The sequence below is a fragment of the Pontibacillus chungwhensis BH030062 genome, assembly GCF_000770675.1.
Lineage (GTDB): Bacteria > Bacillota > Bacilli > Bacillales > BH030062 > Pontibacillus > Pontibacillus chungwhensis.
Genome location: NZ_AVBG01000006.1, coordinates 164,141 through 176,171, shown reverse-complemented (window position 1 = coordinate 176,171; position 12,031 = coordinate 164,141). Strand labels below are relative to the sequence as shown.

At 43.2% G+C, this 12,031-nt stretch carries 10 protein-coding genes; 9 read left to right on the top strand and 1 reads right to left on the bottom strand.

The genetic code is table 11. The features are described 5' to 3' along the window. Positions 1-183: 183 nt before the first annotated feature. The 7 genes from N780_RS09915 (at position 184) to N780_RS09885 (ending at position 8,569) form a co-directional block, all read left to right on the top strand. On the top strand, positions 184-561 hold the full coding sequence (locus N780_RS09915) for a YbaN family protein (protein WP_052114995.1): 378 nt from the start codon (positions 184-186) through the stop codon (positions 559-561). Between the two features lie 522 nt (positions 562-1,083). Beyond that, the gene (locus N780_RS09910; protein ID WP_036783184.1) at positions 1,084-2,292 is read left to right on the top strand and encodes a M20 metallopeptidase family protein; all 1,209 of its coding nucleotides are present in this window, start codon (positions 1,084-1,086) and stop codon (positions 2,290-2,292) included. Next, the gene (locus N780_RS09905; protein ID WP_036783180.1) at positions 2,285-3,589 is read left to right on the top strand and encodes an amidohydrolase; all 1,305 of its coding nucleotides are present in this window, start codon (positions 2,285-2,287) and stop codon (positions 3,587-3,589) included. Before N780_RS09910 ends, N780_RS09905 begins: the two co-directional genes overlap by 8 nt. Further along, on the top strand, positions 3,570-4,853 hold the full coding sequence (locus N780_RS09900) for a M20 family metallo-hydrolase (RefSeq protein WP_052114994.1): 1,284 nt from the start codon (positions 3,570-3,572) through the stop codon (positions 4,851-4,853). The genes N780_RS09905 and N780_RS09900 overlap by 20 nt, the downstream gene beginning before the upstream one ends. Then, on the top strand, positions 4,810-6,117 hold the full coding sequence (locus N780_RS09895) for a hypothetical protein (protein WP_036783350.1): 1,308 nt from the start codon (positions 4,810-4,812) through the stop codon (positions 6,115-6,117). The genes N780_RS09900 and N780_RS09895 overlap by 44 nt, the downstream gene beginning before the upstream one ends. Positions 6,118-6,203: 86 nt before the next feature. Beyond that, positions 6,204-7,745, top strand: a complete 1,542-nt coding sequence (locus tag N780_RS09890; RefSeq protein ID WP_084599497.1) for an AbgT family transporter — start codon at positions 6,204-6,206, stop codon at positions 7,743-7,745. 488 nt (positions 7,746-8,233) lie between these two features. Then, on the top strand, positions 8,234-8,569 hold the full coding sequence (locus N780_RS09885; protein ID WP_036783177.1) for a hypothetical protein: 336 nt from the start codon (positions 8,234-8,236) through the stop codon (positions 8,567-8,569). 140 nt (positions 8,570-8,709) lie between these two features. Here the strand turns inward: N780_RS09885 and N780_RS19805 are convergent, their stop codons facing one another. Continuing rightward, positions 8,710-8,904: an aspartyl-phosphate phosphatase Spo0E family protein gene (locus N780_RS19805; RefSeq protein ID WP_036783174.1), complete on the bottom strand. Its 195-nt coding sequence runs from the start codon at positions 8,902-8,904 to the stop codon at positions 8,710-8,712. Positions 8,905-9,152: 248 nt separating this feature from the next. Between N780_RS19805 and N780_RS09875 the strand changes: the two genes are divergently transcribed. Next, positions 9,153-10,742 carry an ATP-binding protein gene (locus N780_RS09875; RefSeq protein WP_036783171.1) on the top strand — a complete coding sequence of 530 codons (1,590 nt, stop codon included), beginning with the start codon at positions 9,153-9,155 and terminating at the stop codon, positions 10,740-10,742. A 42-nt stretch (positions 10,743-10,784) separates the two neighbouring features. Continuing rightward, entirely contained in the window at positions 10,785-11,993 is a 1,209-nt protein-coding gene (locus N780_RS09870) for an alanyl-tRNA editing protein (RefSeq protein ID WP_232299516.1), read from the top strand. Positions 11,994-12,031 lie beyond the last annotated feature (38 nt).

Below are 12,031 nucleotides of genomic sequence, written 5' to 3'. Positions count from 1 at the left end.
TTCTTTTTGTTTGCGGGGGATTGTGTCAATCCCTTAATTGGGAAGGAGCTGCGCTGAATTTTTTGTGAAGTTCACCTAATTGTAATCTTATATCATTACAATTCATCTCATATGTCGTACAATTTATTTGGGTTATTGAATACAAATAATGAGTTAGAACAATTCGTTGATGAATAAAAGGTGATGACTATTAAACATATAAAAAATATCGTCTTTGCTTTACTAGGTATCCTGTCACTTGGTATTGGCATTGCAGGTACGATCCTCCCTGTACTACCGGGCGGCCCTTTCTACTTGTTTGCGGCTTTTTGTTTTTCAAAAAGTTCAAAGCGTATCGAAAACTGGTTTCAAAGCACAACGGTTTATCAAAAATATGTCTTAGCTTTTCTTCAAAAGAAAGGCCTGACAAAGAAAGAAAAGATCCGGATTAACATTATTGCAGATAGTTTTATAATTGCTTCGTTCATTATGGTAGATATTTTGGTAGCCAGGATCTTCATGATCTTGCTTGCTTTATACAAACACTATTACTTCATTTACAAGATCGAAACGATTGAGTAGGACCGGGGGGACAGGTACTGCGTCCCTTCGCCTTTCGAAATAAAAACACAGAAGTCCTTCTTCGGAAGCGACTTCTGTGTTTTTATTTTGTCCTAAATTTGATCAATGCCCTTTTTTAGCACGATATCGGGTAAAACGTCACAGAAAGAAGGGGTCAGTGACGTTGTGAGGCTGTTCATATGGGGAAACGTCACTGATTTAATGCTTCTATGACGTTTTTGGGGTGTTAATCTACGAAAAGGTCACAGATCGGCTTCTTCAATGACCTTTTAGCTAATAAGTTAATAGAAACGTCAGAGAAACAGTCCGTCCTCCCCAAGAGCTTGCTGTAAGTAAATATTTCGTAATGCGAAGGGACGATGAACCTGTCCCCCCATCCCACCCTGAAATACCAAATAAATGTAAAAATATCTGAATTCTCAAATATTAACATGGACAGATCGTCTGATTTCCCTTATAGTGTTATATAACATCAATTTAAGGAACATTTAAGGAATATGTCCTTAATTAAGGAGTGTCGGAATGGTTGCTACGTTTCAAGAAATTATAAAATCGATTGAAAACGATATCATTGGGTTTCGTCGATATTTACACCAGAACCCTGAACTAAGTACACAAGAGTGGAATACATCTCGTTTCATCCAAGATCAGCTTAAGGAATACGGTATTCCGTTTAAAGCGGGCTATGCGAATACGGGTGTATTAGGCATTATTGAAGGGCAGCAAACGGGAAAGACAGTTGCTTTACGAGCGGATATCGATGCTCTTCCTATTACGGAACAGACGGATCATGATTTTCGGTCACAAACAGATGGAGTTATGCACGCATGCGGACACGATGCCCATACGGCTATGTTGCTTGGTGCAGGTTATGCACTGAATCAGCGTAAGAGTGAGCTAGCTGGTACTGTCCTTCTTGTGTTTCAGCCGGCTGAGGAGAATTCTCCAACAGGAGGAGCGGCTCAGATGATGGAAGACGGTGTGTTTGATGAGTATGAGCCAGATGTGATTTACGGACAACACGTTTGGCCAAGTCTTCCTGTAGGCGAAGTTGGGATTCGAGATCAAGAAATGATGGGGGCATCAGATCGATTCACGATCACCGTTAAAGGTAAAGGCGGACACGCGAGCATGCCGCAGGACGGAAATGATGCGATTATTATTGCCAACCAAATTATCACAAGTCTACAGACGATCGTTAGTCGAAACGTCAACCCAATTGAATCGGCAGTCGTAACGGTTGGAAGCATCCACGGGGGCTACGCCCATAATGTGATCGCAGATAAAGTCACGTTAGAAGGGACAGTTCGTACGTATCAACCTTCCGTGAAAGAAAAAGTGAAGCAACGTTTTCACTCCATCGTCGAAAATGTTACGGAAGCTTTCGAAGGAGAAGTGGACATTACGTACTTAGATGGGTACCCTGCTACCATTAATACGCCGAAATGGGCGGAAGTCGCTCGGAACTCCACTCAGAAGATTCTAGGTCCAGATTCAACTCCAACGGTCGATCCTGTATTAGCAGGAGAGGACTTCTCCAGGTTCTTACATCGTTACCCGGGCGCTTTTATCTGGTTAGGAACGCAAATTGATTCGAAAGAAGATCAAATGGGCCTTCATAATCCAGGTTTCATGTTAAATGAAAAGGCTCTCTCTTCAGGAAGCGCAATGCTCGCCCAAGTGGCCAGTGACACACTCGTTCATCTACAAGAAGGTGAAACAAGTGAATGATGAATCGTTAACGACCACTCTGAAAAAATGGCGGCGCACGCTTCATCAGCACCCTGAACTTGGCTTCCTGGAATATCGAACGACTTTTACAATCGGAAAAGAACTAGAAGCACTGGGCTTTACGTTACACATCGGCCAACAAGCGCTACGATCTGAGTCGCGTAAAGGCGTGCCTCCAACACAAGAGTTAGAGAAGCATGAAGCTGAGGCTCTAGAATGGGGCGTTGAACCTACATGGATGGAACTGATGAAAGGTGGGCACACAGGGATTGTTGCTACTTGGGATACCGGAAAGCCTGGTAAACATAGCGCTTTTCGCTTCGACATCGATGCTCTCCCGATTCAGGAAACCCATGATTCCGCGCACATCCCCTTTAAAGAAGGATTTCACTCAAAGGTAGACGGTGCCATGCATGCATGTGGTCATGACGGACATACGGCAATTGGGATCGCGCTGGCTCATTTTATTAGAGAACATCGTGAATCCTTATCAGGTGCATTTACTCTTCTTTTCCAACCAGCAGAAGAGGGAGGAAGAGGGGCAAAAGCAATGACGGACAAAAAAGGGTGGCTGCAACATGTGGATGAGTTTTATACCGGTCACATCGGGATCCACTCTTTGCCGGTAGGAACAATTGCTGCTTCTGTCGAAGGATTCCTAGCCTCTTCGAAATTAAACGTAACGTACAAAGGACGGTCAGCTCACGCGGGGATGAACCCTGAAGAGGGTAAAAATGCGCTCTTAGCCGCAGCAACTGCGTCTACTCAGCTATACACCATACCCCGACACAGCGCAGGGGCATCTAGGATCAACGTTGGTAAACTGCAAGCAGGAGCAGGGAGAAATGTAATTGCTGATCGTGGTTATTTAGAACTTGAAACAAGAGGAGAAACAGCAGCGATTCAGGATTTTGTCCACACTGAAGCGACTCGAATCATTAAATCTGTTGGAGATTTATATGATGTCTCAACGGAGATCGAGGAAGTTGGAGAAACGTCCTCCTTTGAATGTAGCCAAGAAGCGGTGGATGCCGTTCAAGCTAGGTGTATAGGGAGTGCGGCGATTCAAGAGATCCTTCCTGTTGCTGGAGTGTCCGGTTCTGAAGATGCAAGCTTTATGGTGAATGAGGTGCAACAACATGGTGGCGTCGCTACGTATATGTTGTTTGGGACACCGTTAGCCTTCGGTCATCATCATCCGTCTTTTGATTTTGACGAAGAGGTTTTACCAGTAGCGTTAGAGACATACATCAACATTGTTAAAGGGGGTCATACATGTGCAGGATTGGTTAAGTGATACGTTAAAAAAATTGAACACGACAAGTGATATGAACCAACCGAATGGATTTTCAAGGCTTAGTTATAGCCCTGAAGAAGCTAAGGCTCACGAAGCTTTCCGAAGTGTTGCTACAGAACTTGGGCTTACCGTAGAGCAAGATGAAGCCGGAAATCAATGGGCAACGTGGGTAGTAGGAAAAGATGCACCGACGATTGCAGTAGGCTCACACCTTGATACCGTCCATGGCGGCGGAGGGTATGATGGGGTCGCTGGCGTTCTGACGGGGTTAGCGGCCGTGAAACAATTGAAAGATCAGGGCGTCGCACCTAACAAAAATATTGCGGTGATCTGCTTTGCTTCTGAAGAATCCGCCCGATTCGGTGTATCTACAATAGGAAGTAAAGCGGTATCTGGGCTGCTTGATAAGGCTGACTTAGCAGCTGTACCCGATCAGGACGGGCATACAGTCAAAGAAGTTTGTGAATCGTTTGGATTGAACTGGGAGACGATCGATCAAGCAGAGAAGCCAGCCTCCTTTTTAGAGAGCTTCTTAGAACTCCATATTGAACAAGGTACACAAGTAGAAGACCATAACGCAGACATAGGTATCGTAGAAGGTGTGGCTTGTCCGATTCGTTTGAAGATTACCGCTCAAGGTATGGCGAACCATACGGGTACAACGCCTATGCATAAGCGCCAGGATGCTTTAGCGGCAGTAGCTCCTCTTATTACTTTTGTAGAAGAAGAGGCTTTGAAACGAAATGACACACTCGAGAAGCAACTTGTTGCAACGGTTAGTACATTACATGTACAGCCAAATGCCATGAACGTTATTCCAGGAGAAGTCCAGGTTGGCATTGATATCAGAAGCGTAGACGACACGGCGAAGCGAACCCTCGCAGAAGATATCAGGGAGTATTGTAAGCAGATCGAAGCAAAACGCAAGGTGAACTTCCATATAGAAGTCGCTGTCGATAACGATTCGGTTACCTTAGACGGATCGATGCAGCATCAACTTCATTCGATTTGTCAGTCTCTAGACTATAAGGTGCTAAGCATGGATAGCGGAGCGGGGCACGATGTGATGAACATGGCATTAAGATGGCCATCAGCACTCCTGTTCATTCCGTGTAAAGAAGGGATTAGTCATCATCCTGCAGAATATGCCACTATGGCCGATTTAGAAAAAGGAAGCCATATTATAGCAGAATACTTAAAAGTAGAGACAGGTGATGAATGTGAAAACCAAGATCGGAGTCATCGCGCCATCGGACTCTCTTGAGCAAATTTTATATGTAACAGATGAATTTGAAGGAATCGAAGTCGTTTCTTATGCTTACGAACAATTATCTGATGTAGAAGCCATTTTATCGGCTCATCGATATGAAGTAGATCAATGGTTTTTCTCCGGAATCCTCAATTATACGTATGCTTATGAGAAAAACTTAATCACGCCAGAAGAAGGAAGTTACCCACCTCTTCATGGTTCTAGCTTTTTCGGGATCTTACTAGAAGCGCAGCTAACGCGTAAGAAAGTCTTTGAGAAAGTGAGCATTGATACGATTACGGATGAAGAGATTGATAAGATTCTTTCCTATTATGACCTTCAATCACTAACGTATTACAACCATCCATTTGAGGGGTATCAGTACTCCGATGAACTAGTAGACTTCCACGCTACTCTATATCAAGACGGCAAAACAGAAGTTGCGATTACTTCTATTAAGACCGTATACAGGCAGTTAAAAGAATTAGGGGTCCCGGTGTTCAGAGTAACGCCTTCCTATTTATCTATTAAACTCATTCTTCAATTTCTTGAAGAACGGGCCCAGTCGAAGCGCTTGCGTAATGCACAGGTGGCGACAATTGGATGTCGGATTGATTTTGAATTGGATAAGCTTGAAGAACTTCACTATTCGTTTCGGATGAAACATCAGGAGCTGGATTTAAAAAGGTTCCTGCTCAGTATAGCTGAGAAAACAAGTGGTTCACTGATGCAACTAGGCGACGGTTTGTTCTTCATCTTTACGACGAGAGGTCAGATGGGGGCAGAAGTAGAAGAGGAACTATTTACCCTTATTCAAAACGTTGAATTGCAAACCTCTAGTCAGGTGAACATCGCAATTGGTATTGGTGAAACCGTGTCACAGGCGGAGCAAAATGTCCGACTAGGCTTTAGAAACTATAAATCTTTTGATGAACCTACGCTTTTAATTGTAGATGAATATCAAGAAATCACACTTAAACAGCAAGGGGCTAAGATTACCTATCAAACGGTAGGGGCTGGTCATGAGTGGGCCGAGAAGTTAAAAGGTGCGCCACTAAGTCCTGGTGTTGTTTCAAAAATTATCTCTTATGTACATCACTATCAAAGATCGACCTTCACATCGCAAGACCTTTCGCGTTGGTTGCAAAGCACAGAGCGGAATGGTCGAAGAATTCTAAATGAGATGGAAAAGGTTGGGCTTGTTGAACAAAGTGGTGAAGCTCAATCCGGCGAGCGGGGGAGACCGAGGAAAGTCTTTTCCCTTGTCCAAAATATTTAAGTATGGGGGAATTTCCCCCTTCTTTCTCTTCCTATTTACGGAAGAATAAAGGAATATAACCATTAAAAATGAGAAAGGGTGGGTATATGTCATTACCAGAAGCAAATGTCTCACAAGAAGAGAAAAAGGAATCTAAGTTGTTATCTAAGTTTTTGAATGGCATTGAAAAAGCAGGGAATAAGCTTCCAGATCCATTTATGTTATTTGTGTATCTTGCTCTCTTTATGATTTTACTTTCTTGGGTTGTTTCTTCATTTGGGGTTTCCGTGGTTCAGCCAGGTTCCGGTGAAGAAGTAGCGATCAAGAGCTTGATTTCTGCTGAAGGTATTCAGTATATGTTAACTTCAATGCTTGAGAACTTTACAGGCTTTAAACCTTTAGGTCTTGTTTTGGCGATGATGTTAGGGATTGGTTTAGCTGAAAAGGTAGGTCTCATTGAGACAGCTATTAAGAGTACGATTCTTAAGGCACCAGCCAGCCTAACGACGTATGCAGTTATTTTTGTCGGAATATTGGGAAATTTAGCCTCTGACGCAGCGTTTGTAATCGTTCCACCTCTAGCAGCCATGGTCTTCTACACACTTGGCCGACATCCACTTGCTGGACTCGCAGCCGGGTTTGCTGGTGTAGGTTCTGGTTTTACAGCGAACGTTGTTATTGCAGGAACGGACGCATTGTTATCAGGAATCTCTACGGAAGTCATGCAGGGCTTAGATCCTAGTGTCGTCGTAACGCCAGTTGATAACTATTACTTTATGGTCGTTTCTGTTATTGTTCTATCCATAGCAGGTGCACTTGTAACCGAGAAAATCGTTGAACCTCGTCTTGGAAAATATGATGGAGATCTGAAGAAAGAAATGAAAGCTTCTACGCCTTTAGAAAAGAAAGGGTTAAAGAATGCGACCATCGCTTTAGTTACTTACATTGGTTTGTTACTTGTTGCTTTATTCTGGCCGAACTCTCCGTTACGTAACGAGTCGGGCGGAATCATTCCATCCACATTCTTAGATGGTATTATTCCAATTATCCTCTTCATGTTTATAACGGTTGCTGTAACGTACGGAGTTACCGTTAATAAGATAGAGAAGACGAAAGATATCTCCACATTTATGGGAGATGCGATTAAAGATATGTCAGGATTCATCGTCCTCATTTTCGCTGCAGCTCAGTTCATTGCGTACTTCGATTGGACAAACATTGGTACATGGATTGCTGTGAGTGGTGCAGGATTCTTAGAATCACTAGGTCTAACAGGAATACCTGTTATCATCGGCTTCGTATTCTTAACAGCCCTTATGAACCTTCTAGTCTTCAGTGGTTCAGCTCAGTGGGCGTTAGAAGCACCGATCTTTATTAAGATGTTCTACCTATTAGACTATCATCCTGCTTTCATTCAAGCAGCTTACCGTATTGCGGATTCATCTACCAACATCATTACACCGATGAACCCGTATATCATTATCGTGTTAGCGTTTATGAGAGAGTACGATAAGAAAGCTGGACTCGGTACACTCATTTCCTTAATGCTACCGTACAGCATCATCTTCTTATCCGTCTGGATTGTACTACTACTAGCCTTTGCATTCCTAGGCATCCCATTCGGACCTGGCGTGCACATGTACCTGTAGTGGGCCTGGGGGACAGGTACCTCGTCCCTTCGCTTCTCTAAATATTGGGTGAATAACAACACAGCAGCTTCTTATGGAATAAGGAGCTGCTGTGTTTTGTTTTATGAAGAATTGCAAAGGTAAGCCGGTGGGTAATTGCCCTTTTTTGCTGATTTTCATGAAAATGGTCACAGAGGGAGGGTCTCTGTGACCTTTTAAAGAAGTAACTTTGTAGAAAGTCATTGATTTAATGACTCTGTGACGTTTTCTGGAGTTACAGCAACAAAAAGGTTACAGAGCTGCTTCCTCTCTGCCCTTTTTACGTAGTTCATCCAAGAAAGCGTCAATGAATGATCCGAATAGTGCATGGAATGCTCAGGAGGGGTGATTTGGGACAAGGGACCCGTCCCCATGGCCCGCCCCCGGGAAAAAAGATTTTCAGCGTGTAACTTATACTCGAAATGTCAATCATATTCCTAACGAAGTGAATCCAGTTAGGAAGAGGGGTGATGGAGATGTTAAGTGCGGTATTGTTGGTGTTATGCGGAGTATTCGCGATTTATATCTACAAGTATGAAGAGCACGACGAGCTTTCGGTAGTGTTCCAAACAGAAGAATCTGGAGTAGGTCTGGCCCAGGAACTGTATTGGTTGTTAGAGACGAATCAATTAAAGCCCCACTATTCCATCCCGTACAATAAACGAAATCTCTTTGAATTTGGCTATCATGAATGTGACGTCATCATCGAAGTCCCTAATGAGCATTACCATTTTGCCGTGCAATTAGTTGAGAGCTATAAGAGGGATGTAGGGACAGGTACCTCGTCCCTTAGTTTCTCGAAGTAAATAGGTGCAATCAAATAGAGGGGTTCGCCTAACGGTCAAAAGACTTAAATGATCTGTGAATATTCGAGGAGCGGCGGGACGATGAACCCGTCCCTATGTCCCGAATTATAAAAGCCCAAAGCATGCTATGCTTTGGGCTTTTACATAATTGGATTAAGACTGCGCTTTTGGATCTCTGTAATATATCGATCTAGTTTCTGGCTAAGTTCAATTGTCTTATCATGGTTTAAACCATGAGTAAGTCCTGTTTCAATCATTGTGGAGCGCAAATCCGTAATTTTCATTTTTAGTTCCTCAGTTGACGTATGTTCCTCTATAAAATACTGGAATTCCATATTGAATCTCCCCAATATCTGTGTTGGTAGGATGTCTGACATGTCGACATAAGTTCTATTTGAATTATAACATGTTAGGATATAAATGGTAATATTTTATTACTAAAAAAGTACTGAATTCCATACTTTTCCCTTTTATAGTACTAAATCTGTCGTTTGGTCCTGGGTTTGAGATCTATTTTATTGTTGGCATCTTATCTGTGATACAGTTATAACAGAGAATGGTATAGACAGATAGGGGGGAGAGGATGGATTTCAATACTTATATCAAACAATCGAAAAAAAGATGCGAAGAAGAGTATCGGTTAGAGCCGACAGAGATCCCTACTCTGCAAATAGAATTAACAGAGGCAGAAATGGAGGAGCGAAAACAAACGTTTGAGCATGCGCTCCCTGTTATTCAGCACTTTATGGAGAAAGTTCTTTATTATATGGATGGAACTCCGATTATTGTGGCCACGACTGATGAAGAGGGGTATGTGATTCATAAGTTTGGAGACGAAAGCATGATGGAGATGATACATGCATTTGGTATACATAACGGTGTCCGATTTCGGGAAAAAGTTGCAGGGACAAATTCTATTTCACTCTCCTTGCTTCATGATGAATCAATTGGACTTGTTGGAAAAGACCACTACCATGAAGCTTTGCACGGCATTGCTTGCTATTCAGCTCCTTTTCACTACGGGGAGGACGGTAGAATATCAGGAACGATATCGATTATGACAACCGTGGAATATGAGAGTCAGTTTCATTTAGGACTCCTCTCGTCAGCGGTCGATTCCATTGAACGGGAGCTACGTCTTCAGGAGAAGAACAATAAACTTGAGATTTTAAATCAAATTATGATCAATTCAACGCCTATTGGTATGATTATGACGGATCAAGAAGGTCGAATAACGGATTACAATGCTGCTTTGGAGAAGTTAGTGGAATATAGTATGAAAGAGCGTCTCGCTAAAGGTGATACCAAGACTTATGTCATCAAACCGTATGTGGATCATGTCCTGTGGACGGGGGAGAAGCTTGAGAATAAGGAAGTCACCCTTTCGTTTGATGACGGGGAAAGGGAGAAAATTTTTCAGCTTGATGTCCTTCCTATATACGACGGGGACGAGGTGATTGGCGCTTTTGCTCAATTACGCGATATGACGAACTATTACGAACTTCAAGAGAAGCTCATAGAATCGGAGAAGCTCTCGACTCTTGGGAAATTTAGTGCAGGACTTGCTCATGAGATTCGTAACCCACTCACATCCATTATCGGACTAACGCAGCTATTAAAAGAAACCAATGCTCAGAATAAGTATTTAGAAATCATCACATCGGAACTCGATCGAATGAAGAACCTTGTTAACCAATTTGTTCTACTCGGAAAGCCATCCTCAGTTCAACCGGCTCCTTGTAATCTTCATGATCTTTTAGAGGAAACCATTGAACTAATGAAAAGCAGCGCCAGGCTTCAAGACGTAAGTATCACGTTTGAATCCAACCAAAAAGATCTTGTTATGACAATCGATGAGGCCAAGATAAAACAAGCCTTCATCAATTTTATTAAGAATGCCTTTGAGTCTATGGAAAATGGCGGGGAGGTGCAGGTTCGTTTAGTTCACCATCCGGGAAGCAATAAGGTAGAGGTGACCATTGAGGATGAAGGTGAAGGAATGGACCCGGACGAAGTATCAAATATAGGAACACTTTTCTACACCTCTAAGGAAAACGGTCTTGGAATGGGGCTTTCTATTTCTCTTGAAATCATAAAAGCTCATCATGGTACGGTGGACTTCAATTCTGAGAAGGGGCGAGGAACCAAGGTTGAGCTTTGTTTTCCGGTATAATCAGAAACTTAAGTTTGAAACGAAAAAATGGAGGGCGTAAACGTGACAGAGAAACTATTTTATAGGGATGCGTATCAAACAGAATTTACAACAAAGCTCGTTAAAGCCGATCAAGATGAAGGTGGTCGTCCTTATGTCGTGTTAGAGGAAACGGCTTTTTATCCGACTGGTGGTGGACAACCTCATGATACGGGTAGCTTAAATAACGTTAGAGTCATCGACGTAGAAGAAGTGGATGGAGAGGTTCGTCACTATGTCACTCTTCCGATTGAAGAAGCGAGCACGGTAAATGGGGTAGTGGATTGGTCAAGACGGTTTGATCATATGCAACAGCATACAGGTCAGCATATTCTTTCTGCTATTTTGCAAGACGAGTTTGATCTGGCAACCCTAAGCTTTCATCTCGGAAAAGATACCGTCTCTATTGACCTTGACGGAGAATCTCTCTCGGAGGAGACGCTGCATAAAGTAGAACAACGGGTGAACGAAGTCATCGGGGAGAATCGTTCCATTGAAACAAAATGGATGACGGTGGACGAGGCGAATCACTATCCACTCCGGAAATCACTCTCTGTTGATGAAGCGGTCCGGCTCGTGATCATTCCCGATATTGACTACAACGGCTGTGGAGGGACTCACCCACGTTCAACGGGTGAAGTACAAATGATGAAGTTGCTCGGTTGGACACGACAGAAGAGAAATGTGCGCCTTGAGTTTGTGTGTGGGAATCGTGTACTCGAGCAGTTGGAGAAGAAGCACAGCGTCCTAACCGGAATCAAAACGCTAATGAAGCGTCCGGAAGAAGAGTTGGAACAGGAAGTATCTTCGTTACTAAAGGAAAGTAAGGCAAAAGATAAACAACTAGCTGAACGGACAGCTCAACTTCTCGAGTTCGAAGCGCGTGACTTGGCAGCAGCTCCTCAAGAAAACGGTAAAGTATCGATCGTTCAGCAATTCTTTGAGAACCGAACGATCAAGACGTTGCAGGACCTTGGGAAGAAGATTGTTGAACAAGCTCCTAATGGGATCGTCATTCTTGTCAGTGAACAGAAAGATCAGCTTCAATTTGTGCTCGCACAAGGGTCCGATGTTTCCGGGAATATGAAAGAAGCAGCACAACACGTTATGCCCCTCATCGAAGCAAAAGGCGGCGGAAAGCCAGGATTCGTGCAAGGTGGCGGAACAAAAGCATTAGCAGCTGAGGAGTTTGCGGATCGATTGAAGAAAGCGGCATTAGAGACAATGAAATAACCGAAGACAAAAAGCCCCTCTTTGAAGAAAGAGGGGCT